18 protein-coding genes are annotated in these 25,517 nt (G+C 53.7%); 3 read left to right on the top strand and 15 right to left on the bottom strand.

The annotated features are described in order from the left end of the window. Positions 1–287: 287 nt before the first annotated feature. From DCC81_RS09775 to DCC81_RS09705, 15 genes are all read right to left on the bottom strand, one after another. Positions 288–2,738 carry a TonB-dependent receptor domain-containing protein gene (locus tag DCC81_RS09775; protein ID WP_165806518.1) on the bottom strand — a complete coding sequence of 817 codons (2,451 nt, stop codon included), beginning with the start codon at positions 2,736–2,738 and terminating at the stop codon, positions 288–290. A 181-nt stretch (positions 2,739–2,919) separates the two neighbouring features. Then, entirely contained in the window at positions 2,920–3,693 is a 774-nt protein-coding gene (locus DCC81_RS09770) for a 3-keto-disaccharide hydrolase (RefSeq protein WP_108686342.1), read from the bottom strand. 35 nt (positions 3,694–3,728) lie between these two features. Beyond that, positions 3,729–4,142, bottom strand: coding sequence for an NUDIX hydrolase (locus DCC81_RS09765; RefSeq protein ID WP_108686341.1), 414 nt, complete (start codon positions 4,140–4,142; stop codon positions 3,729–3,731). Continuing rightward, positions 4,143–5,501, bottom strand: a complete 1,359-nt coding sequence (locus tag DCC81_RS09760; protein ID WP_108686340.1) for an MATE family efflux transporter — start codon at positions 5,499–5,501, stop codon at positions 4,143–4,145. A 57-nt stretch (positions 5,502–5,558) separates the two neighbouring features. Continuing rightward, positions 5,559–6,050 carry a hypothetical protein gene (locus DCC81_RS09755; protein WP_133177622.1) on the bottom strand — a complete coding sequence of 164 codons (492 nt, stop codon included), beginning with the start codon at positions 6,048–6,050 and terminating at the stop codon, positions 5,559–5,561. Positions 6,051–6,250: 200 nt separating this feature from the next. Continuing rightward, positions 6,251–7,462, bottom strand: coding sequence for a TlpA disulfide reductase family protein (locus DCC81_RS09750; RefSeq protein WP_108686338.1), 1,212 nt, complete (start codon positions 7,460–7,462; stop codon positions 6,251–6,253). Positions 7,463–7,479: 17 nt separating this feature from the next. Further along, positions 7,480–8,562 carry a TlpA disulfide reductase family protein gene (locus DCC81_RS09745; RefSeq protein WP_108686337.1) on the bottom strand — a complete coding sequence of 361 codons (1,083 nt, stop codon included), beginning with the start codon at positions 8,560–8,562 and terminating at the stop codon, positions 7,480–7,482. Between the two features lie 27 nt (positions 8,563–8,589). Then, positions 8,590–10,011, bottom strand: a complete 1,422-nt coding sequence (locus DCC81_RS09740) for a RagB/SusD family nutrient uptake outer membrane protein (protein WP_108686336.1) — start codon at positions 10,009–10,011, stop codon at positions 8,590–8,592. 12 nt (positions 10,012–10,023) lie between these two features. Continuing rightward, the gene (locus DCC81_RS09735) at positions 10,024–13,458 is read right to left on the bottom strand and encodes a TonB-dependent receptor (protein ID WP_108686335.1); all 3,435 of its coding nucleotides are present in this window, start codon (positions 13,456–13,458) and stop codon (positions 10,024–10,026) included. A gap of 346 nt (positions 13,459–13,804) precedes the next feature. Beyond that, positions 13,805–14,956: a FecR family protein gene (locus tag DCC81_RS09730; RefSeq protein WP_108686334.1), complete on the bottom strand. Its 1,152-nt coding sequence runs from the start codon at positions 14,954–14,956 to the stop codon at positions 13,805–13,807. Between the two features lie 99 nt (positions 14,957–15,055). After that, positions 15,056–15,607 (bottom strand): RNA polymerase sigma factor, encoded by a 552-nt coding sequence (locus tag DCC81_RS09725; RefSeq protein ID WP_108686333.1) that lies wholly within the window; start codon positions 15,605–15,607, stop codon positions 15,056–15,058. Between the two features lie 326 nt (positions 15,608–15,933). Further along, positions 15,934–17,544 carry a SusD/RagB family nutrient-binding outer membrane lipoprotein gene (locus DCC81_RS09720; protein ID WP_133177621.1) on the bottom strand — a complete coding sequence of 537 codons (1,611 nt, stop codon included), beginning with the start codon at positions 17,542–17,544 and terminating at the stop codon, positions 15,934–15,936. A gap of 39 nt (positions 17,545–17,583) precedes the next feature. Then, positions 17,584–21,261 (bottom strand): SusC/RagA family TonB-linked outer membrane protein, encoded by a 3,678-nt coding sequence (locus DCC81_RS09715; RefSeq protein ID WP_165806517.1) that lies wholly within the window; start codon positions 21,259–21,261, stop codon positions 17,584–17,586. A 448-nt stretch (positions 21,262–21,709) separates the two neighbouring features. Next, positions 21,710–22,789: a FecR family protein gene (locus DCC81_RS09710; RefSeq protein WP_108686330.1), complete on the bottom strand. Its 1,080-nt coding sequence runs from the start codon at positions 22,787–22,789 to the stop codon at positions 21,710–21,712. Positions 22,790–22,919: 130 nt separating this feature from the next. Continuing rightward, positions 22,920–23,528: an RNA polymerase sigma factor gene (locus tag DCC81_RS09705; protein WP_108686329.1), complete on the bottom strand. Its 609-nt coding sequence runs from the start codon at positions 23,526–23,528 to the stop codon at positions 22,920–22,922. A gap of 201 nt (positions 23,529–23,729) precedes the next feature. Between DCC81_RS09705 and DCC81_RS09700 the strand changes: the two genes are divergently transcribed. From DCC81_RS09700 to DCC81_RS09690, 3 genes are all read left to right on the top strand, one after another. Beyond that, the gene (locus tag DCC81_RS09700) at positions 23,730–24,527 is read left to right on the top strand and encodes a HipA family kinase (protein ID WP_108686328.1); all 798 of its coding nucleotides are present in this window, start codon (positions 23,730–23,732) and stop codon (positions 24,525–24,527) included. Beyond that, the gene (locus tag DCC81_RS09695) at positions 24,502–24,888 is read left to right on the top strand and encodes a DUF3037 domain-containing protein (protein WP_240612944.1); all 387 of its coding nucleotides are present in this window, start codon (positions 24,502–24,504) and stop codon (positions 24,886–24,888) included. The genes DCC81_RS09700 and DCC81_RS09695 overlap by 26 nt, the downstream gene beginning before the upstream one ends. Positions 24,889–24,984: 96 nt before the next feature. Then, on the top strand, positions 24,985–25,509 hold the full coding sequence (locus tag DCC81_RS09690; RefSeq protein ID WP_108686326.1) for a DinB family protein: 525 nt from the start codon (positions 24,985–24,987) through the stop codon (positions 25,507–25,509). Positions 25,510–25,517: the final 8 nt, after the last annotated feature.

Genomic DNA, 25,517 nt, shown 5'->3' with positions numbered 1-25,517 from the left:
AGTCATAACGTGCTGACTGTCTTTTTCAGTCCGTGGAATTATTTGGTTTGTTCTATTCTGTTCTACTCAACAAATATAAAATTACTTCCCGGTATTTTCCAAATAAAAAAATGGGCGGTGGGAACAATGGGGGTTCTTTTTGGGGTGCGCGGATGGGGGAAATGGAAGCTCTTTTTGGTGAGCGGGTAGATGAACAGGGCCTTGCCTATGGTAAGATGGATATGTTTTCCCGCATAAAAATACCCTGGCCGTAAAGCCAGGGTTATAAGACCCCTGCACCAGGAACATTAATTCTCCCCGGGATAGTCCTTTAGCTCATGCGCTTTCTCTTTTTTAAATTCCAGTTTACCAAAGCGGTAGTTCACGCTTACGCCAAATGAGCGCAGCGGTAGTTCCCGCACGCTGTAGGCGTCGTACACCGGCGTGTGGATGGTAGTTACCTGCCGCACATCATCTCGCAGGAAGTTAGTAGCCACCAGCCCTATATCCAGCTTACTTTTACCGATCTGTTTTTTCAGCGCCAGCGTATACGTGATGAACTGGGGCGCGCGGCCCTGGATACTGTTGAACGCAGAGCGGTAGTTGCCAAATGCTTCTATGATCAGGTGTTGGGGCAGCTTGTAACTCAGGTTGGCATTGGCCCTCCAGTTCAGCCCATTGGTGGTGTTGGAAGAGTCCAGGTGGTTCACCACGTGCCGGTTAAAGACCATCACATTGCCCCGCAGGTCCAGGTCGGGCAGCAGGGGCATGGAACCGGAAATGATCAGGCCTGCGTTATTTTCATTGCCAATGTTGGCACGGCTGGTCACCGACACATTGCTATAGGTGGAATCGCCCACTTTAAAGCTGGGGTAAAAAGTGGTGTAAGGCTTGATGTCCTGGATGTCCAGGCGCTCCATCAGGGCTACGTATAAATTCCCCCCGTTGGCAAAACTGCGGTTGTACCCCAGTTCAAAGTTGTCCGCTATTTCCGGCAGCAGCAGCGGGTTCCCCGTGGTGATGTTGTAAGGATCGCTGATGTTGAGGAAAGGATTCAGCTCGTCATATTCCGGGCGTTCTATGCGGTGGGAGTAAGACAACTTCACAAACGACTGCTCATTCAGCTTATGCGAGAGCGTGGCCGATGGCACAAAGGAAGTGTAAGAGGGGATATGGGTATCCTGGTAGCTGATGCTTACCTCTGTACGCTCCACGCGCACACCAGCCTTTACATCCAGGAATTTTTGAAAGAGGGAAAAAGAGGACGATACATACCCTGCATATACATTCATATTATAACGCAGGTTGTACGATTGCAGCGGGTCTTTCACATACCCGCCGTTGCCTGCATTGAGCACCGTTACGTCCGTAAGGTTGCTGATCTGCTGGAAAGTGCCTTTCACACCGGCTTCCAGCGTGGCATGTTCCCCCAGGGGCTTTGCATAGTCCAGGGAAACAATGTGCTGGTGGTCGGTACCGGTACTGGCATTGGACGTACCGGAAAAAGGCGCAGGGGCGCCCACGTAAGTCTGCTCCTGCCGGCTTTGCAGCGCCGGCGTGCCGTAACTGGCCGTGTACAACAACTCCAGGTCACCACCTTTGCCCGGCAACGTATGCTTGTAATCCAGGTTCCAGTCAAAGGCATGAAAATCGTTGCGCGCGGTGGAGGTGCGCTGGCTGTAAACGGCGCCCAACGGCTGTTTCCCCGCATCCAGGTTGATCTCCTGCTGGTTGGTAAACCCATCGCGCACACTGCTGAAATCACTATACTGGAAGCCGGCGCTCAGTACATCCTTTTTGCTGAGATTCCAGTCAAATCCAAGGCCTGCTTCATAACCATGCCGTTTTAAATAGGTATAGCCCTCCTGCACCAGGTGGTTATAAGTACTGTCGGCCGCATTGAAAGCCGTGCGGTCCTGGCTGTTGGGTGCCTTGGAACGCAGGGTGGCATTGCCGCTGAAGAAAGCGTTCATCCCAAAATTACCGCTGCGCATGTTCAGGTTCACCGACGTGTTTTCCATGCGGGTGCCCGCCGCCGCGGTAATGCTGCCATTCACGCCCTTCATTTTATTTTCCTTCATCACAATGTTGATGATACCACCGGTGCCCTGCGCATCATATTTGGCACCCGGGCTGGTGATCACTTCAATGTGCTGGATCTGGCTGGCCGGGATGGCAGACAGTGCGTCTGTGAGGCTGCTGCCAAAGATGCTGGAAGGCTTACCGTTAATGAGAAAGCGGATGTTCGCATTGCCCTGCAGCTCCACGTTCCCGTCCGCATCTACCGATACCTGGGGCACTTTCTTCAGCACATCCAGGGCCACGCCTCCCTGGGCGGTTACATCATTGGCTGCATTGTACACCATCTTATCGATCTTATTTTCGATCACCGGCGGCGTGCCATTGATGGTAACACCGCTGAGCGACTGGCTGTTGGCCTGCAGCTTCAGTGTGCCCAAACGCTGGCGGGGTATGGCTTTGCTGAGCACCAGGTTATCGAAGACCAAGGGTTTATAACCGAGGAATGTAACAGACAGTTTGTAGGTTCCCCAGGGCACTTTCTTTAACTGGAAGGCGCCGGTAGAATCCGTACTGGCACCAGTCACCAGCTTGTTATTGATTTTATCGGTGATCGTTACGGTGGCATATTGCACAGCAGCGGCGTTGCCTGCATCTACCACCTTACCGGCTACCAGGCCCTGGGCGCCGGTTTGCAACGCCACTCCCAACAAGAGCAAAATTGGAATAATACACTTCATGATCGGTATTAAGAAAGCGCAAATAGAATACCTAAAACTGTTTTTCATCTGAAGACGTTGCAGGAAAACGGCCCGGGTGGTAGCGCGCCTTCCATCTCAGCCTGTGCATTGCATCCATTAAAAAAGCGGCCGCATCAAAAATGATGCGGCCGCATATTGAAAGTTGGATGGGTCGTTTTCCTTACTGCAGTTCTCTTACCCAGATATTGCGGAAGCTGATCGGCTCACTCTTATCACCATGGGCTTGCAGCTTGATGGGCGCCGCACCATGCTTCACATAAGCAGGCTTGCCAATGTACTGGGTGGGGCCCAGCAGCTCGGTGTGGTTCTGCACCAGCACCCCGTTGAAGAACACGGTCACATAGGCCTTGGTCTTTACGGACCCATCCTCGTTAAAGGTGGGCGCGGTCCAGATCACGTCGTAAGACTGCCAGGTACCTGCCGGCAGGGAGGGATTTACCAGGGGAATAAATTGTTTATAGATGGAACCGGCCATGCCGTTCACATAGGTCTTGTTCTCGTAGTTGTCCAGGATCTGTAGTTCATAACCGGGATCGCCCTTGCCCAGGGAAGCCAGGAAAAGGCCGCTGTTGCCGCGGGCCTGGCCTTCGCCGGTGATGGTCTTGGGCACGCGCCATTCAATGTGCAGCTGGTAGTTGGTGAACATGCGCTTGGTCTCGATGTTGCCGGCTTTCTTATTCACCGTAAGAATGCCTTTGCTCACGATCCAGTCTGCGGGCTTATCACGGTCTGCGTTGGAAACCCATTCGTCCAGGTTCTTACCGTTAAACAGTATGATGGCGTCTGAGGGCGGGGCTTCCGTGCTGGCCCCTGCGGGTGTTACTTTTGCAGGTACGGGGCTCCATACTTCTGTGTCTTCGGGTTTTGATTGTGCGCTGGCCATGAGCGGGGCACAGGCCGCCATGGCAATGATGATGTGCTTGAAGTTTTTCATTTTACATGAATTGTTTGGTATCCGTTTATGCCGGCTTAAACGAGGCCGTTCTCGCGCAGCTTTTCAAAAACCTGCAATGTCCCGATCACCTGGTGGGGTTCCCGGGCATAGGCAGCGGGGCTAAAATACGCAATTGCTTCAATTTCGTTACCAGGAATAATCGGGTGGTCCAGTGGATATAAAAAACAGTCCTGGTCTATCCACACATGTGGCTCCTCGCCAAAGGCCGGGGCCTGGATGCGGCAGAACAGCTGCAGGCGGGCCGGGTCCAGGTCTGTATTAAGCTCTTCCCGGATCTCGCGCACCAGGGCCTCCACGGAGGTTTCCCCCGGGTCTGCCTTGCCACCCGGCAGGTACCAGGCCTGCTTATGGCGGCTGTAGGCCAGCAGCAGTTGCCCGTCTTTCACAGCCACCAGGCCGGCGGTGCGTAGTGTAATAGTTGCTTCCATTCAGATCACTTTATCTTTCCAGCGCCCGCTCATCATGTACCAGAAAGAGGGCACAAAGAGCACGATCCAGTACAGCATTTCACTGAGCCAGCCAATAGCGATAGGCAGGTTCAGTACTTCCAGTGTGGTATACACGTAAATGCCGTACACCAGGATAGAGAGGGTTTCGCTGATGAGGTTTATAATTGTATTGCCCGTGCCGGTTACAGCATTGAGCCAGATGGTGGCTATAGATTGCAGCACCAGTGCCAGTGACACCACGCGCACCACCGGGATGGCTGCCTGGATGAAGGCTGGCTGCTGCCCATACACCTGCAGGAAAAAGCCGGGTGCCAGGTTGAGGATGATGCAGATAACCACGGAAATGCCGAAACTCATGCGTACGATCTTCCACACCAGGCCAATGACACGGGTTTGCTGGCCCTGGCCAATGATATTGGCCACCATGGTATTGCTGGTAGCGGCAAAGGCCCAGGTCAGGCAACCAAACAGGCCAAAGATATTGCGCATGGTGTTAGACACGGCCAGCGCCGTTTCTCCATGGTGCTCAATAAGGATATAGAAAAATTCCCAGGTGGCAATGCTGATGGCGTTCTGCAGGATAAGCGGGGTGCTCTGGTTCAGGATCAGCTTCGTTTGTGCCTTGTTATAGCGGATATTGCGGAACAATTGTAATTGCCGGGTAATGCCGGTCCACCGCATCACGCCAAAGATGATGACCAGCCCCGCCGCTTCCGCGATGATAGACGATACGGCCGCCCCGTTGAAACCCAGCGCAGGCATGCCCCAGTGGCCTTGTATGAGGCCATAGTCCAGTACAATATTCACCACCGCTTCCGCCAGGGTGCCCACCACAAGAAAACGGCTGTTATTAGTGCCTACCAGCAAGGCATTGCGCATCTGGTAAATGTACAACAAGGGCAAACCCCAGATACGGATGTAGAGGAAATGCAGGGCCATTTCCACGTGCCGGGGATCGTGTAACGCGCGCGACAGTACGAAAGGTGCAATGCAATATGTCAGGAAAATGCCTGCCAGCGCTATGCCCAGGGCAATGCGCACACCCTGGTGGAAAAGGGTGCCAATTTCTGCAATGCGGTTCTCCCCCGCCCTGCGGGAAATGAGGGCCTGCAGGCCGCTGTTGAGCCCCGCTCCTATCACGGCAAAAATGAGGTAGTACACCCCCGTAATGCCCGCCACGCCGAGGGATTGCTCCCCCAGGCGGCCCAGGAAAATATTGTTGGTAATGAAATTGATCTGGGGCACCACGATAGAAGCCGCTATGGGCAAGGCTATCTGGAGGATCTGTTTATTCGTGACCTTGAGCTGTAAGTTGATATCGCGCGGATGCTGTTCCATGGTAATTGCCCGGCAAAATTACAGGGAATGGGGGAACTGGCAAGCGTCCATGGCGGATCAGGCCTGGCATACCCAATGTACCATATGCGGAAAGGGTGGCACGCCGCGCAGCGCCGCCTGGCGCTCATCGAAGCTCATGCCGTAATACTGCAGCATGGGCAGCCCTACTGCCCGGCCGGCCGCAAATTCAGCCACCAGGTGCGCGCCGCCACTCTTATAACCGTGCTCGTGGAAGACCACCTGCGGCGGCATATCCAGGTGCAGGCATACCGCGTAACTCCAGGCCAGCGCCATCAGTTCGCCACCACGGTGCAGGTCTGTATCAGGCAGGTCACCATCCATGTTCCCACGGACACCGGCGGGCAGCGTAAGCAGGTGGCCGGCTTCATGCAGCACGTCACCGGGATACAACAATTGTGCTTCATCAATGGTAAGACCGCCCTGCGTAATGCGGACACCCGGCAGGAAGGTAGGCGCTTCCAGCGGCGCAAAATCGATACGCAGGCCTAATGACAACAGGAAATCCGTGATACGAGGCAGGTAGTTCATAAACAAAAAAACGGAAAGCACAAACATACGCAGCAGGATGTTTACCTGCAAATGGGATTTGTAATAAAATGCGGTATGTCAACAGGTTTATTCAAATGGGGCATTTACATGGGTTTACACCGGCCGCAAAAAATAAAGAAAGGGCTGCATTCATCTGTAAGATGAAACAGCCCTTTTCTTGCTTTATACCTACCGCACGATCATGCGCCCAGTAATTCCTTCAATTTTTTATCCATTGCGTCATCATCTTCTCCCCCGCCACCATAACGGCCAATGATCTTTCCGTCCGGGCCGATCAATATCTTGGTGGGCAGGCTGTGGATGCCAAAATGATCGCTGATATCTTCAGGATTGGGCAGGTGCTTATCCCTTTTTTTCATATCCAGCCCACGCAGCACATGGCGCCAGATGCCAATGCCGTCCTGGTCCACCGCCTTTTTCCAGGCCGCAGGGTTACTGTCATCGTCAGACACACCAATGATCTCAAAGCCCTTATCCTTATACGCCATGTACAGTGATTTCAGGTGCGGATTTCCCTTGCGGCAGGGGACACACCAGCTGGCCCAGAAATCCAGCATCACGTACTTTCCTTTATAATCCGCCAGGTTAACGATTTTGCCGTTGATATCCGCCCTGCTGAATACATACGCCACCGCGCCGGGAGAGCCCATCTTCAGGTCATGCAGTTCTTTGGCTACAGACTTACCGTCCATGCTGGCGCGGATGCGGGGTGTCAGTTTGTTGAACGCCGCTTCTGCTTCCGGCAGTGTCAGCACGGAGACCAGCCAGCGCAGGTTCTGCACAGACACATAAGAATCGGGATGCTTATCAATGAAGGTGCGCGTGTTGCGCTGCATTTCCTCGTAGTAAGGTTCCATGCGTTCCTTGATGCCTTCGAGCGTTTCCTTGTAAGGCTTCAGCTCCGCTTCACTTTTCTTGGCGTGGATGGCCGCAATGTATTCCTCATTCAGCGTGTTGAAAGAATCGGAGTGCGGCTTTAAGCGGGCCTGTACATCCGCATTCATGGCCGTCAGTACATCCTGGTCCTGTTGTGCTTTGGAACCGGTGAGCTTTGCGTTTTTCAACGTGCCGTCCGTGCCTTTCAGTTGCAGGGCAGCAGGTTCCAGGAAAACGGAGCCCAGGTCACCCTTGCCATACATGGCTTCCTGCTTATCCAGGTACAGGCGCGCTTCTACGGGCTGGGGCACATTGCCTTTGAAAACAAATTTGCCATGCTTTGCCATCACGCTATCGGTGCCGTAAGTATCCGGCCCTTTGGGATAGCTCATGTATACGTACCGGTCTGCCAGGCCGGGAATGCTGGCCGTGAGGGTAAATGGTTTCGACGTTTGCCCTTGGGCGGCCAGTGTAATGAACAAAGGCAGTGTGAACAGTGAATATCTGATATGCATATGTGTCAGGATTTAGATCATTGAAGTACAGCAGCTAATTTTTCTTCCAGTGCGGCCCCTCTCAGGTCCCTGGCGATGATAATACCGTTGGGATCAATGAGGAAATTGCTGGGAATGGCGCGGATGCCGTATTGCGCCGCCACTTCATTCTTCCAGCCTTTCAGGTCAGACAGTTCCATCCAGGGCATGTTGTCATGGGCAATGGCTTCTTTCCATTTGGCATCGCTTTCATCCAGCGACACGCCTACCACGGTGAAATTCTTATCCTTGAACTGGTTGTAGTTTTTCAGCACATTCGGATTTTCCGCGCGGCAGGGACCACACCAGCTGGCCCAGAAGTCGAGCAATACATACTTGCCTTTAAAGTCAGACAGCTTCACCGGCTTGCCATTTACATCGTTCTGGGTAAAGTCCATGAAATGTTGTCCCACGGCGCTTTTGCGCAAGATCTCCAGTCTTTCCGCCAGTGCAGTGCCGGTGTGGGTTTGCTTCATGGCGGGGCTCAGTTGCTGGTACATGGCATTTATCTTTGCATACTCGCCCATAGTCGCGGCCTCTGCCACCAGGTCAAGGCTTACCACGCTGTTGGGATGGGCGGCAATGTACTTGGCGGTGCGGGCTTGTTTTTGTTCGCTGAGTGCATTCAGTTGCTTTTCCCACGCAGCTTTCGCAGCTTCATCGTTCTTTACAGATTCATATTTATCGTATAGTGCGTATTGTTGTTTGGTGATGTCTGCTACTGATGCTTTGTAGGCATCATATTCCGCCTGTGCTTTGGAGCCTTTGATTTGCAAAGCTTCCAGCGAATCTGCTTTACCATGGATGGTCACATGCGCATTTTCCATGAACAGTTCGTTATAGCGCTGTGCCATCATGATGTAGATCTTCTGTGGCTCGGGTACATTGCCTTTCCAGGAAAAGTGGCCGGCTGTCACTGTTACGCTGTCTTTCTGCGCGTCATCGCCTTTGGGGATGATGATGTACACTACGCTGTCTTTAAGGCCGGTGATGGTGGCATCAATACTGGCCCTGGGCGCCCCCTTCTGGGCAAATGCACTGGCTGCGCTGAGACAACCGGCAAGGAGAAGCAAACGTTTCATATTGTTTAGGTTTTGAATGGTGAAAGTTTATCGTTGATAACCCGGGTTTTGTTCGCCAAAGCCAGGGTTGTACACAAATTCCGTATGCGGTACCGGCAGTACCAGCTGGATAGGATCTTTGATGGTAGGCCGTACCTGCTTAATGGTGGACATGGGCAGGCGGGCCAGCGCCATCCAGTCCTGCCCGTCTTCGCCTACCAGGCTGCGTTGTATTTCCAGGAACACCTGGTTACGCATTGCCTCCGCGGTGGTGGCGTTGTTGATGGGGGTAAAATCCGTTACGCCGGCGTGTGATTGTATCAATTGCAGGATGGCACGGGCCTCGGCCAGGTTGCCGCCGCTGCGCACAATCGCTTCCGCTTTCAGCAGGTACACTTCTGATAAGCGGAAGGCATAGGCCGTTTCAGAGACCTGGGTGGAGGTGGTACCCTGCGCGATGTACTTCAGGAAATAATAGGTATCATTTGCGTAACGGTTGGTATCACCTATCATCCAGCTGGCGCGCGGATCGCCGGCCAGCAGGTTTTTCAGCGCCCCTTTAGCTACGTAAAGCGAGGAGTGGCCCGGCCAGTACTGGCTGCTTACATTGTAGTAATATAGTTCCTGATTGGCTTCCGGCTGTATGCCCAGGATCACTTCCTTGCTGGCAAGTCCTTTCAGGTAAAAGAGATCCTTTATGTTTGCTTCCAGCGCATAGCCACCATGCGCAATGATACTATCCGCCAGCGTGATGGCCATAGTAAAATCTGCCGCCTGCCCATGACTGAGCAATATGCGCATCTTCAGCGCCATGGCGGCATAGCGGTTTGCATAGTAATTGGCGTTCGTGGCCGGTGCGTGGGCAATCGCGTCATCCACATCCGCAAAAATGCTGTCGTACGATTCCTGTACACTGCTGCGCGCCTTGGAAATATTATTTACCGTTACAAAATCACTGCGCAATAAAATGCCATACTTGCTGCCCAGGTCAAACCACTGGCCATAATAGCTCAGTAATTTAAAATTGCTGTAAGCCCGGAGAAACCTGGCTTCCCCTATCATCTCGGCTTTGCGGGTACCGGTAAATTTATTGTCTGGCAGGCCCGTTACGCCATGGATCACGCCGTTGGCAGCATTGATCACATCGTAGGCCTCCGTCCAGTAAGGGTCTGCAAAAAAAGAATTACTGTACAGGTTATCTTCCGCATCATCAGCCCCATAGCCGTAGCCCATAAAGCCTGCATACACGGATGGTGCCACTTCGTGTTGCTGCCAGGTGGTATAGTTGTTATCACTCTGCACGTTGGCAAAGCGGTAATACGCCCCGTTGAGCGCTATCTGGGCCGTGTGCTGGTCCAGGATGGTATTGCCATCCACTTTGGCGTTTTCCGGTAGCTTGCCCAGCTCTTTTGCGCAGGAGGCCATCAGCAAAAAGGCCGCGCCCAAAGCAATATTGATAGTACTTTTCATGACTTATTTATTTTAGAATCCTACCCGGATGCCCAGGTTATACTGCTTCACCGTGGGGAAAGTGCTCACATCCGAACTGCCATCAATGGCGCTGTAAGGATTGTTGCTCACTTCCGGATCGGGGCCGGGATACTTGGTGATGGTAAAGAGGTTGGTAGCAGAGACATAAGCGGAAGCCGTACGCAGGTGCAGGCCACTGGCCACTTTGGCCGGCAGCTCATACGTGAGCGTAACAGATTTCAGCTTGATGTAAGAACCGCTGTAAATATTGTTGCTGGCGGTATAAGTGTAACCATTCTCACCCAGCAACAGGCGGGGGCGGTCGCTGCCGGGATTTTCCGGTGTCCAGCGACCTTTGATCCGCACGCCTTTATTCGTGTAGTCGGTAAAATACATGTCGGTCACATCCTGCAGGTAAAGGATCTGCCCGCCATAAGAGTAGGTCAGCAATGCAATAAGGCTGAAGTTCTTGTAGGTGAATGTATTGGCAAAGCCACCATAGAATTTGGCCTCGGAATTACCGATCACGCCCTGCGCTGCAAAGCCCGTGCTGTCCAGCTTATACATCGGGTCACCAATGCCCATGTAAGGCTCAAAGTACTGGTAATAGGTATACCTCGACTTGTAATCATTCAGGGTTTTTTCATCCTTGATGATGCCCTGGAACTGCTGGCCCCAGAACATACCCAATGGTTTTCCCTTGCGCACTACCGTGTTGCCAAAATAAAAGGCATCCGGGTTAGCTGGATCGGAAAAATCCTTGCTGATATCCAGCACCTTTGACCGGTTGCCGGAGATATTCATAGCGCCGGTCCACTGGAAGTTCCGGTTCCTGATGAAATCCGCACGCAGGTCTATTTCCAGGCCTTTGTTATTAATGGTGGCCACGTTTGCGATCACATTGCTGTAAGACGAACTGGGCGCCAAAGAACGCGGCAGCAGCAGGCCGGTGGTATTTTTGGTATAATAACCGATGGCGCCTCTCAGGCGGGAGCCGAACATTTCAAAATCAAGGCCCAGGTCTTTTTGCAGGGTATTTTCCCATTTGATATTCTCATTGCCCAGTTGCGTGGGCACCAGTGCGTTCGTCCGGCCGTAAGAACCCGGTGTGTATAGCGTGTAATACAGGTTATCCCCAAAGTTCTGTGTACCGGTGTAACCCGCACTGGCGCGTAGTTTCAGCTCATTGATCCAGCGCACGCCCTTCATGAAATGCTCTTCCTTCATGCGCCAGGCCACACCGCCGGAGGGGAAATAACCCACGCGGTTCTTTGACGGGAACTTGGAAGAAGCATCAGAACGACCGGTAAAAGTGAGCAGGTATCTTTCTTTAAACGCATAGTTGGCGCGGGCATAAAAACTCAGCAAGGTGTTCTGGCCGGAAATACCGGTAGATGGCAGCGTGAGTGCGGCGGAGGAGAGGTTGTTCAGGAACTTGTCATCGGGGAAACCCTGTCCCTGCGCGGAAAAAGAGTTGTAACGGTATTTCTGCCAGGAAGTACCCACCAGTAAGTTCAGGCGGTGATCACGGCTGAATTGCTTATCCCAGGTCAATGTATTTTCGTAGAAAGAATTGATATCTTCCGTTTGTGCCTGGCCCCCCACGCCACCATTAGAGTCGTCCACCCCGTTGGGCGATGCAATCACCGCGGTGCTGGGTACATAATTGCGCTGGTGGTAGTTGTTATAATTCACGGAGGCCGTGCTGCGGAATTTCAGGTCTTTCAGGATGTCATATTCCAATGACAGGGAACCCAGCAGGGACGCGGTTTTACCTTCATTGATCCCACCCAGCAGGGCCATGGGGTTCTGCACCCCTTCATAGTCATAGCCACCAATGCTGGAAGCCAGGAACTGGTGCACACTGCCATCAGGATTGAAAGCCGGCAACGTGGGTGGTGCGGATAACGCCGCCGCATACACGCCGTTGGTGATACTGTTCTTGGTGAAGCCGTAATCCAGGTTGGTGATGATACGCAACTTAGAACTGATCTCGTTATCCAGGTTGATCTTACCGGAAATGCGGCTGAAATCAGTTCCCTCCACGGCGCCCTTCTGGCCCGTGTAAGAGAGGGACGTGTAATAACGGGAGCCGCTGCCACCGCCGCGCACGGAGATATCTGCATTCTGGGAAAGCGCATTGCGCAGCACCAGCTTTAACCAATCCGTATTGGCGGTACCCAGGAAATCCGGGGTGTTCAATACGTTGTCCGCTTTGGAACTGGTTCCAAGGCCCTGCGCGGCGCGGGCTTCGTTCAGGTTCTTGGCCGCTTCTTTCAGCAGGGAGATGTAATCTTCCCGGCCCAGTAGCTTTTGGTGGACGGGGCTCGACACGCCTGCATAATAATTGGCTTCAAGCACCGGCTTCTGGTTCAGCTTCCCTTTTTTGGTAGTGATGATCACCACCCCGTTGGCCGCCTTGGAGCCATAGATAGCGGTGGCAGATGCGTCTTTGAGGATGTCGATGCTTTCAATATCACTGATGTTCAAACCCGCCAGGCTATTGAGGCCGCGGGAGAAGGAACCGCTCACGGCAGAATTAGGGTCATCGTTCCCATAACGTTCAATGGGGTTCACGATCTCCGCCTGGTTCTGGATGTACCGGTTCTGGATGGTTACCTGCACCCCGTCAATGATATACAGCGGGTCATTGCCGCCCATGAGGGAAGTACCGCCACGGATGCGGATCTTGGCCACCCCGCCGGGTGAGCCGTCTGCCTGCACCACCTGCACGCCGGCGGCCTTGCCAGCCAGGGCCTGGTCTATGCTGGCATAAGGCACATTCTTCACTTCTTCAGGATTCACCGATGCTACAGAACCGGTGAGGTCTTTTCTTTTAGTACTGCCATAACCTACTACTACATATTGGTTCAGGTCGTCCACCTTGGCCCTCAGGGTGATCTCTACCGTCACTTTACCGGCCAGGGGTACGCTCTGTGATTCAAAGCCAATGCTGCTCACGATCAGCGTAGCGCGGGCATCCACGTTGTGCAGCTGGAAGTGCCCTTCTGCATCCGTAATGGCGGCCCCGGTATGGCCTTTCACACGCACGGACACACCCGGTAATGGCGTGCCTTTATTGTCCACCACCTTACCACTGATCTCATCGCCCGGCAGGGTAAAGGCAGTAGTATGGTTGTCAAGAATAGACACCGGTTTGCGCGATACCACGATGGTATTGCCCTGGATGTCAAAGTTCAGCGGGGAGCCTTCCAGTACCTTTACCAGGGCTTCTTTGAGTGGTGTGGCGTGCAACTCGGCGTTCACCGGTTTGGCATCCGTAAGGTCCTGGTTCTTGTAGAAGAAGACATACCCCGTTTGTTGTTTGATCTGCTGGAATACCTGTTGCAGCGGTGTATTCCGGAAAGTGATGCTGATGTTCTGGGAAGTACCCTTGGCACATACGTGCAAGGCCAGTGCAGTCAGGAAAAATGCGGTCAGTCTCATAACTCGCCAGATTTTGGTAACAGGGGCAGGCCGTGGTTGAGCGGGCTGCGGAAGCCTGTGATCGCCAGGCTGGTGCATAGGGATGCCCTTCCTGTTGCGGACAACATAAATTTTCATACCTTTCGTTAGGTTTTTGGTTGACAATAACGCGCGGCCGCCTTTGGCGGCTACACCGTTGACTTGAAAAAAGGGGTTAACCAACTTGCCAAAACCTGGTGCGGACGCCAATCTGGACACCAGGTTTTTTTATGGACAAAACATGAGATACCCGTGTCCGGTGGACCTTATCAAATTTTCATAACCTAAAAATTACGGGGTATCGACTGGTTGGTTTTTAGTCGCGTGTTTACTGTGTGATGATCAACCGGTGACCATCGGCTTTAAAGTGAATACCGGCTTTTGTCAGTACATTGAGCAGCTGTTCTTCGGTAAGGCTCCTGCCTATCTCCCCGGTGAATGTAAACTCCGGCAGCTTCCCTTCATACATTACATCTATATTATACCAGCGCGCCAGTTGGCGCATTACGGCCGGTATATCCGCGTTGTCAAAAGAAAAATACCCGTTCTTCCAGGCCAGTACATTGTTCACATCTGCTTTACGCTCCAGTTCAATATCACCGGAACCTTTTGCCACGCGCGCCTGCTGGCCGGGGCTCAGCAACTGTGCAATGGTGGCGTTCTTCACCAGCACCGCACCTTCCGTGAGCGTGGTATTGATGCTCTGTTCATCATCGTATGCGTTGATATTAAAATGGGTGCCCAGCACCAGTACTTCCGTACCGTTTGTCTCCACGATGAAAGGCTGGGACGCGCTGGCGGCTACTTCAAAGTAGGCTTCGCCAGTGATGGTCACCCGGCGCTCTTTCCCTATAAACGCGGCAGGGTAAGTGATGGAGGAAGCTGCATTGAGCCATACCTCCGTACCATCTGCCAGCACCACGTTGTACTGCCCGCCCCTGGGGGTTTTCAGCGTATTATATTCCACCGTTTCATTGTTAGCTAACGTAGCCGCATATACGATCTTACCGTTCACCGCCTGGGTGATCTGGCTCTGGCCCTGTTGCCACTGCTGCCCGCGGTGCAGGCTGTCCAGCGCCACTACACGGCCATCTGCCAGGGTAAGCGTGGCCTTATCCGTACCGGCCGTAATGGGGACGTACGGTGTTGTTACCACGGAGGCTACCCTGGTGGCAGGCTGGCGCAGGTACCAGGTGCCCCCTACGCTGATAAGGAGGACGATGGCGGCAGCAGCGGCCACCCAGGCCACACGGCGGCCTTTTACGGCACGCATGGGGGCGGGTGCAGTAGCAGCCAGGATGCGGTGCTGCAGGCGGGCTTCCAGAATTGCTTCTGTTTCCCCGGCATCTGCCTGCGGGTACACGGTCAGCTCCTGCTCATCATAGGCATTGTACCAGGCCAGCAGGCGAGCCCGCTCTGCCGCGGTGGCAGTGCCATCCAGGTATTTGCGTGATAATATGGCCAGGTCTGTCTTATCCATCCGTGGTGGTTTAGTGAGGTGCTATAAAATGGATGTATCAAAAAAGAGGAGGAACCCTACCTCATCCTTAAAAAAATTTCCGGGTTGTGAAAAACGGGGTCAGAAAAAGCCATGCAGGTAGTTGCGGAACTGCAGGCGTAGGCGCTGCAGTGCTTTGGTGATATGCTTTTCCACTGATTTTTCAGAGATGTCCAGGTGGCGGGCAATTTCCTTGTTAGACAAGCCCTCCTGGCGGCTGTAGTTAAATACCAGGCGGCATTTTTCAGGAAGGAGTTGTAGCTCTTCCTCCATGGATTGCTGCAGGAAGCGCAGCTGGGCCGTTTCATCTTTCGTAGCCTGCATGGCTTCCGGCACGGTGTCCATACCGGCCAGGGGCTGGCGGCGCGAGAGGTGGGTGAACACCGCATAACGCGCCGCAGTGGCCAGGTAAGCCCCCAGGGAGCGCACCAGGTCTGCTTCCCGGCGCTGCCACAGGCCGGTGAGCACATCCTGCACTACATCCTCCGCCTGCTCCCGGTTATGCAGGCGATGGTAAGCAAGCGCGTACAGGCGCTTCCAGTAACGGCGGTATATTTCCGTGAAGGCGGCATGATCCCCTGCACGCATGCGTTGAACAAGTTCAGCATCTGAATGGTCGGCATAATTGTTCATCTCTACAGCTTGTGCGTAACGAATAATCTCTGGCGGCGGCAAACAAGGGTGAGCGATTTAAAATTTGGTTGCGGTGGTAAATCTGTAGTGTGGTAAATCTAGGGCTAAAATAGTACAAAAACAATAGGCTGCCACCTTTATTCCTGTCACCTTGCGGCCGGTGGCATTGCTATACCGGTAAAGATTTTGATGATTGCTAATTTGTTTATGCTTAGGAAAGGCCGCGTCTTGTCTAAGACGTGGCCTTGTCATTTTACTGCAAACGAAGAGGCGCCCTGTTTCCAGGTACGCCTCCACCACGTTATTACGAAAAGAATTAATCACGTCTACTTCATCCACCAAACCTTTGTAGTACGGGCATCGCCGCCCATGGCTGCTACCTGGTGGTTGTAATTGTCCGTATTGTTCACAGACTCTGATGCAGGATAAGTAAGCCTGCTGAAGCCTGTGTAGGCCGCGGGCTCCCCGTCCCGCGGGGTCTGGCCGGTGCGGCGCCACAGGTTAAAGGCCAGCCAGGGCTCGCGGTAGAAGCTCAGCCACTCCTGTGCGTAGATCTTCTTCAGGTTGGCTGCATCATCAGCCGTAAAGGCCACCTTGGGGTTGGCGAGCAGGGTGTTCAACTGCGCGTCTGTAGGCGTAGCGGGGGCTACGGCGGCCCAGTTGTCGTTCGTCACATTGGTATTGTGGGCAATGTTATACCAGAAATTCACGGATGATTTGATACCGGCAATGTATTCGGCCTGTGCCTGGGTGGCATCTTTGCCTACGCCCAGTCCGCGCGCATAGGCCTCTGCTTTCAGGAAATGTACTTCCGATGCGGTCATGAACAGTTCCGGCTGATAGTACAGGTCACGCACCAGGTACCAGTTGAAGGAAGAATACAGGCTGCCGTTCTTGTCTGTCACATCCGCGTCGCGGTTTTGCTGGTAAGGGTTTGCGTTGTCCACCACCCCGCTGCCTACTTTATAAGGTGCCCATTTGCCAGCCTGGTTGGTCTCAGCAAAGAGCCATGCGCGCGGATCAAAGATGCTGGCATCGGTGGTGCCATCTGCCATGAGGTTCCATACCGTGGTGCTCACACGTTCAAACCTATGGGAGCTAAAGGCCCAGAAGCGGCTGTCGTTCAGTATCCAGCCACCCATTTTTTCCGGCCACATGCCCACGTCATTGCCTTCCGTGATCACCGGCAGGTTATTGCTGATCACGTCTTTAATGATAGGCGTAGCCGTGGCAGGATCTTTTTCCACCATCTGTATTGCATAACGCAGTCGCAGTGAATTGCAGAGCGATAACCATTGGTCCATTTTACCCCCAAAGAAGGTATCGCCGGTACCGATGGCCACATAAGGCTTCCCGGCCGCGGTGGTCGGATTGGCATTGGTGTTGATATGTTGTGCGGCCCAGGCCAGGTTGGTGAGCAGGCTGTCGTAGATCAGTTGCTGTGCATCGTACTTGGGACGGTAGGACGCCGTGTTGCCTGTGTAGGCACGGCCGGCTTCGGAGAACGGCATATCCCCAAACTGGTCGGTGACCCGGAAGGTTTTGTACGCGCGCAGGATGTAAGTGATGGCCTGCACATTGTCCATCTCCGTTTTATCACCGCTGTAGGCATTGATCATGTCCTGGATCAGCTTCAGGTTTTGCAGGGCGCCGTAGTAATCATTCCAGACATCCTGTGCCCCATTTTCTATCAGGTAACCGGAGCTGCCGCTGAGGCCTCCCAGCTGGGTAGCGGGGTAGTACCATTCATTATGGATGGCTGCCTGCTCCTGCCCTTTCAGGAACAGGGTTTTGATCACGCCGTTTGTCAGCGGCGGTATGGTAGTGGTCGTGGGCTCACCTGGTGTAACGTTGAGGCCCTGGAAATCTTTGGTGCAGGCGATGAACAGGAGCGAAACACCTATGAGGGATGCGATTATTTTTTTTGTAGGCTGCATGTACACTTTTTTAAGCAATGAAAAAAATGCGGGTATTGGTTAGAACGACACCCTTACCTGGAAACCCATGGAGCGCACGCTGGGCAGGGAGGCAAACTCCAGTCCCTGGCCATTACCCGCGCCATTGCTGCCTTCGGGATTAATATGATCCGGCAGGGATGAATACAGGTAGAACAGGTCGCGGCCCACCAGTGATACGGATGCCTGCTGGAAGATCCTTGTCTTTCTTACAATGCGGTCCGGCAGGTTATAGTTCACCGTGATCTCGCGCATCTTCACCCAGTTGTCTTTGAGCACAGAAATTTTATCATTCCAGTCCGTGCCTTTCACGCCGTTCACCGTGGTGCTGCTCCATACGCCGTACTGCATGTATTTGTAGTAGTAATGCACCACGTTGGTATTTACCGTTCCGTCTTCAAACACCCCTGGCAGTACTACCCCCCAGTTGGTCTTGGTGCCGTTGGGCGTGGTGTAGGCCAGGCCGCCACCATCGCGTTCTTTCAGCGTTTCCGGCGCCTGTCCCTGCTGCATCATCGTAGCATAGGACCCGGACCAGATCTCACCGCCAAACTTACCATCCACCAGCATGCTTACAGAAATGCCGCCTTTGAAAGTGAAAGTGTTGGTAATGCCACCTATTACTTTAGGCGTGGCATTGCCAATGGGTACCGGCTGGTCTGTGCTCTGGTACAGGGTTCCGTTCATGGCCGGGTTACCAAAGGGATCCTTGATCATGAGGGGTAAGCCTGTCTTTTTATCATAGATGTGGTCATACCCGTAAATAGTACCAAACTGGTCGCCCACCTTTACAGAGATGGTGGGGCCATGGCCACCGCCGTCATTCCATACGCTGCCCAGGTCCACCTTGTTGGTGCCTTCAGACAGGGAAAGCAGGCGGTTGCTGTTGTGCGCCAGGTTCAGTGCCACGCTCCACTTGAAGTTGCGGGTATCGATGGGGCGCGCATTCACGATCAGTTCTGCGCCGGAGTTTTCCATCACGCCGGTATTCACGATCACAGAGCTTACGCCGGAAGAAATGGGCAAGGGGGAGGATACGATCTGGTTGTCGGACCGGCCATGATAGTAGCGCATGTCCAGGCTCAGTTTATTGCCCCAGAAACCCAGTACCAGGCCAAAATCTGCCGTTTTATTGGTGGCCGGTTTGTAGTTGGGAGCCTGCAACACGCCCGGAAGATTGGTAGCTGTTTGGCCCGCAAAAGTGGTGGTGGCAAAAGTGTAGTTCACCTGGTAAGGCAGGGGATCTACCGCCGCTTCTGCATACGCCGCGCGGATCTTACCAAAGCTCAGTACAGAGGGATCAATGTGAAATGCATCCGTGAATACAAAGCTGCCGCTCACAGACGGGAAGAAGTAAGACCACTCCCCTTTTGGTAAAGCGGAAGACCAGTCGTTACGGCCAGTTACATCCAGGAAGAGGTAGTCTTTGTAAGCCAGGTTAAGGAACCCGTATACAGAGTTCATTTTTTTCTGGAGAATGCTTTCGGTAATGGGATGCGGGTTGCCCAGGTAAGAACCTTCTTTCAAAGAATACAGGAAAGGCACCGCCCACGTATCATTATACCCAAGATCGCCATAGGCATCGCGCTGGTAAATGGTACCACCGGCAGAGAATTTTGCACTCAGTGTTTTGTGCAGCAGGTTCTCCTTGTGGAAGGTGGCCAGGAAGTCGAAGTTGGAGGCGTTATCCCGCTCCAGCCCGTGTGCATAGTAGCCCTTCAGGCCCAGTACATCCGTTGGTTTGTTCTTCGTGGTAAGCTCATTGCTGTTGTTATCCAGGCCCCCGCGGAACATTACGTCCAGGAAGGGAGTAGCCGTATAATTCAGCTGCACGGAGCCCAGCAGTTTGCGGCGTTCCATCCAGCTGTTGTTTTCATATATGTTCCATACAATGGCGCCACCGTTGCCAATAAAGGGAAAGCCGGTGAGCGGGTTCTGGGAACCATCTGCATTTTTATAGATGGGAATATCCTCTCCTTTGTAATCGCGGGCTACGTTGTAGAGCAGGCGTTTCTGCCAGGAGCTGCCATCATCGTTGCCCAATTGCGGTGCGTTGTGGTATTCATTGGTGAAGTAAGAAGTATTCACCTGCATGTTCAGGCGCTTGCTCAACTTGATGTTGGCCCCCACGTTAAAGCTGTTCTGGTTATAATCACTGTTAGGCAGGATGGCCGTGTTATCCAGGCGGGTGTAGGAAGCACGTACGGTGCCCCATTCATTACCGCCGCTCACAGAAATGTTGTGACGGGTCTGCATGCCATCGCGGTACAGCAACTTCAGGTTGCCCGGCTGGGGATCATCCGGGCGCATGGTCCCATCCCACCATTTGATCACGGTGCCGTCCATTTTATGGCCCCAGGAAAGGCCGGTGCCGGGCCATCCTACCTGGTCATAAGTATTTTGCCCATAGGGGCCGCTGCCGGTTTTCTGGTCTACAAAAAGACCGGTCCACGCATCGTTGGACATCATAGGCTTCCCATCCGAATCAGTAAGATACTGCGGCGGGTCCAGTGACACCATACCACCGGAGCCGTACTCGTTCTGCATTTTCAGGTAACGGTAAGGTTCCATCATTTTATACCCAAAGGAATAGTCAATGCCCAGGCCGGGACGGGCGCTGCCTTTTTTAGTGGTGATGAGGATCACGCCATTGGCGCCCTTACCACCGTACAAAGCCGCTGCGGTGGGGCCTTTCAGCACACTCATACTTTCAATATCCTCGGGGTTGATCAGGTTAATGGGGCTGCCCCAGTCTTTGGGCGCGCTGGTGTTAGACGCATCTGCATTGGTATACAGCACGCTGCCTGTGCCCAGGGTGCCATGCGTGTTATAAGGTTGCGGAACGCCGTTGGCCAGGGGCATACCATCCACGATGATAAGGGGTTGGTTATCTCCCTGGATCGTGTTGTTACCACCAATGATGATGCGGGTGGTACCACCATCCACACCATTGGGAGAGGTCACGTTCACACCTGCCATTTTACCCGCCAGTGCATTGATCACGTTGGGCGCATTGCTGCGGGCTATCTCGGCGCCTTTCACGGCTTCCTGTGAGTAGCCAAGGGTGCGCACACTACGCTGGATGCCGAGGGCCGTAATAGCCACAGAATCCAGGGAATGCACGGAAGAAGAGAGCACCACGTTCATGGTACCAGAGCTGCCCACTACCATTTTAGCCGTGGCAAAGCCCACGGAGGAGAACAACAGGGTTTCGCCTTCGTTGGCCTGTATTTCAAAATAACCTTTGGCATTCGTCACCGTGCCACGGGTGGTACCGGAGATCACGACAGACACGCCGGGAATGGGCGTGCCGTCGCTGGCGGTAACGGTACCGCTCACCATCTTGAACATTTCGCTGGCGCTTACGCGCAGCAAGGGTTTACCGCGGTGCAGTACGATCTGCTCGTGGATCACTTCAAAAGAAATATCAAGTGGCTGCAGGAGGCGGGTCAGCACGTCACCCAGCTTTTCATTATTAGCGCTTACGGCTACCTTTTGCTTGTCCGGCAGGGTACTGTTGCTGTACGTAAAGTTCACGTCCGCCTCGCTGGAAATGGCCTTGAGCACTACTTTCAGCTCACGGGCGGGCATCTCCAGGGTTAGTTTTTTATCAAGGATCTCCTGTCCATGTACCGTATGGGCAAAGGAGCAGGTAAAAAAGGCAGTCACCAGCAGTAAGGGAAGCAGCGCAACTTTCATAATCAATATGACAATACGATTTGATTTTGCATTTTTGTGCATAACTTCAAGGTGTTTTGTTAGATGAATAGAGCGTTTATCGGGCAAAACAAGCCCAGGCAACGCGTTGTATCAGAACGCTTGCAGGGAAATTACAGGGCGGTGATGTAGCAGCATCACTGCCTTTTTTTTAACGTGTGCTTTGTTATTTTACACCATAGGCGGTCTTTATTTTGGTTGATGATCTTTGGTTGTGGAATGAAATTGTACAGCGTACAACGTACAACGTACATTGGCGCGGAGGTAATGTTTTAGATCTCAGCTATTCTTGCTGTACTGTTACTGTGTTTAAATACGTAATGATTATCGAGGATTATCCAGGGAATAAGTTGTTTTAGATTTTGGCGGGCTTTTACGCGGTACGCTGTACGTTGTACGCTGTACGCTGTACGCTGTACGCTGTACACAACTATCCACAGGGCTTCCCTTCCAGCGCCATCGTCACCTGGCCGTCACTGATCTTGTAAGTGGCGTTAATGGCCGTGCAGATGATACGCAACTTATCTTCAAATGTTTCTGCCTGCAGGGAAGTGGTTAAGGTGCAGTGAGCAAACGCTTTTTCATCTGCATGGATGGGAATACCGTAGGCGCGTTCCATGGCCGCCAGGATGTCCAGTACCGGGGCATCTTCAAAGGTGAAGGTGTTTGCAGGGACCACCGGTTGTTCCAGCAGCCCAGGCTCATTCCGGCTCACGGCATCGGCCCGGAAGCTGTTATGCGCTACGTCGTAACGCACCCGGTCACGTGCCTTCAGCACACACAGTGGCTGCTGCAGGTTACCGGGGCGGTACACCGAGATCTTGCCCGTGCGTACGATCACTTCCGTATTGCCATTGGCCGCGGTGCTCACCCCGAAACTGGTGCCCAGTACGCGGATCACAAGGTGGTCTGTGTACACGGTAAAAGGACGGGAAGGGTCTTTGGCCACCTCAAAGAACGCGTTGCCTTTGAGATGCACCTCGCGGCGGTCCTGCTGTAAAAAGGCCGGGTGCTCAATGGAAGCCCCGGATTGCAGTACCACACTGGAGCCGTCTACCAGGTAGGCCATTTGGTTCTCCCGGCTGTTATTCATCCTGGTAAGGTTCTTTACCGCGGCCACCACACCACCGGTAGCAGCCGGCGTATGGCGGACCCGGAAGGTGTACCCCCCTATGAACAAAGCTACGGCCGCAGCCACGCCGGCAGTCCAGCGCAGCAGGTAACGGGAACGGCTATACGTAATAACCGGGGCGGCTGCAGTGTCTTCCCGCAGGGCGTGGTTCAACCGCTGGTAAAAGGCTTCCAGGGTGGTGTGAGGGATGGCAGGTTGTTGTGATGTATGCAGCTCCAGGACCAGTGTGCGGGCCTTTTCCAGCAGGGGGGCCTGCCCGGGATGGGATGCCACCCAGGTGGCCCAGTAACGCTCGTCAGCGTCGTTGGGGGCCAGCACCCAGCGGATAAACCGGTCGTCCCGTACATAGGACCATAACGCTTCATCGAATTGCTCCATGCGCTTAGATTATTGGCTTGTATAACAGTATATGCACAGAATGCCGCTTTTATACTCAAAAAAAGCAGGAAATTTTTAAAGAATTTTTGAAATGCGCGCTGGCAGCGGATCCAGGGGGAGGAAGGGATCGTTAGAACATCATATACAATGCTTCAATGAGCCGGAAGGAAGGAGTGGCCTTCAGGCATTCGCGGATGCGGCACAGGGCGGTATATTGCAGGTTGCTCACAGACTGGTATTTCATCTGCATCAGGTCTGCGATCTGGTGGTTACTGAAGCCCATGTAAAAACGGAGCAGGACGATCTCCTGCTGGCGGCGCGATAATTTGCTGATGGCGTCCAGCAGCAGGTGGGCGCGGGAATCATTGGTTTCCGCGTGGATGATGTGTTGCTCCACGGTGCTTTCCTCGTGGGGCTGGCAGGCAACAAGGTCACGCAGCTTTTCAGTGGTGTAGCGCTGCACGTGGTGGCCCCGGGCCAGTTTATTTTTGAGACACTTGCAGAGGTAGAACTTAATATTGTCCGTGGCGGCTATCTGCTGACGGCTATTCCAAAGCTCTATGAACAGGTCGTGCAGCAGGTCCTGCAGGCGGGTGGCATCTGCACAAAGGCGGGCACCGTATTGCAGCAGGCATGCGGTATACTGCCGGTACATCCCGGAGAATGCCTCGGCATCGCCCGCCCGGAAGCGCGCCCAGAGGGGATCTTCTCTTAGTTCATTGGTGTTGGTGGCTGGCATTGGCCTGTTATTAGTGGTAGCTAAGCTGCGATGTTTTAGATGTTTTGTTAGACCCTGGTTGAACTTATTATACGTGGAATTAAGGCATTGACTAAAATCAATGTTAATGTAAGTCTTTTTTTATACCGGCGCATGGTATTGGTGAAAAAAACATTTGTATTTCGATAAAAAGTATCAGCCTGGTGGCAGTACCTTTGCGCCATGCAGGAAAATTCATTACCACTCAGAACGGTGCAGGTGATCCGTTATGTAACGCCCCTGCGGGAAGGCGGCTCCCTTCCGGCCATCGCGGAGGCGGATGACGGCTTTTTGTATGTGCTCAAATTCCGCGGTGCAGGCCAGGGCGTAAAGTCGCTCATTGCAGAACTGGTAGGCGGTGAAATAGCCCGCACACTGGGCATCCGCATTCCCGAGATCGTATTCGCACAACTGGACGAGGCCTTTGGCCGTACCGAAGGCGATGAAGAGATCCAGGACCTGTTGCGGGCCAGCGAAGGCCTGAACCTGGGCCTGCACTACCTCTCCGGCTCCATGACCTACGATCCTTCCGTGGGCACGGTAGACCCGCTGCTGGCATCCAAAATAGTATGGATGGACTGCCTGCTCACCAACGTAGACCGCACCGCGCGCAATACCAATATGCTGATGTGGCACCGGGAACTATGGTTAATAGACCATGGCGCATCCCTGTACTTCCACCACTCATGGGATAACTGGGCCGAACGCGCCCTCAGCTCCTTCTCGCAGGTGAAGGACCATGTGCTGCTGCCCCAGGCTACCGAACTGGCCCAGGTGGATGCTGCATTTAAACAACTCCTCACGCCGGAACGCATCCGTACCATCGTAAACACCATCCCGGATGAATGGCTCACGGGCGATGCCCAGCCGGAACCACCCCAGGCCCTGCGCGACGTGTATTACCAGTTCCTCGTCCGCCGTTTAGAAAATTCTGAAATTTTTATAAAAGCCGCTAATGATGCAAGACAGACACTTATTTGAGTACGCCGTGATCCGCGTGGTGCCCCGCGTAGAGCGCGAGGAGTTTCTCAATGTGGGTGTGATCCTGTATTGCCGGCAAACACGCTTCCTGCAAATGCGGTACACCATTGATGAGCACCGCCTGCAGGTGTTTTCCTCCCATTTACAGATCGGCGAGCTGCGGGCGCTGCTATGCGCCATTGAACAGGTGTGCCTGGGCACGGCACTGGGCGGGCCTATTGCCCGGCTGGACGCGGCATCGCGGTTCCGGTGGCTTACGGCCACGCGGAGCACCGTGGTGCAGATGTCTAAAGTACACCCGGGTTTTAGCGTGGACCCGGCAGCCACGCTGGAGCGGTTGCACGGGGAACTGGTGTTATAGTTTATGTCCAGAATCCCCCCTTCGATAGTCATGTATGCACCCTGAAAACCAGCCATAATTACAGGAACTTGCTATCATAAAAAAACCACCTTGTTTATGGAAACGCAAGTACCTGTACACCCCGCACTGGCCGCACTGCCCGCACAGTTTGACGAGATGCGCATGCGGCTGCTGGCCACCGCAGCGGCCATACCCGACCCGGTTTATAACCGCAAGCCCACCAATGGCGGCTGGAGCGCCGCCCAAACCATGGAGCACCTGTTGCTGAGCGCGTCTGGTGTAGCCAACCTGCTGGCAGGGGCCCGCACCGCCCCTGCGCAAAGGGAGCCTACCCGCCAGTATGGTATCCTGGAGCAGGTTTTCAATAATTATGACCAGAAGTATCCTTCCGCGGAAAACCTGCTGCCGCAGGGGGAGCATTTTGAAAAAGCCACCCACCTGGCCGCCATGCAGGCATCACTGGAACAGATCTACCAGCACATCGGCCAGCCGGGGATCTTTGATGAGCTCGTGGAAATTGACCTCCCTGTGTTCGGGGTGATGACCCGCATTGAATACATTTACCTGGTAGTGCTGCACAACACCCGTCATATCCGCCAGGTCCGGGAAGCGGTCGCGTAACTGAAATT

Source organism: Chitinophaga parva (assembly GCF_003071345.1).
GTDB classification, from domain to species: Bacteria; Bacteroidota; Bacteroidia; order Chitinophagales; family Chitinophagaceae; genus Chitinophaga; species Chitinophaga parva.
Note: the sequence above shows the minus strand (reverse complement) of the source record. Positions and strands in the feature narration are given on the sequence as shown.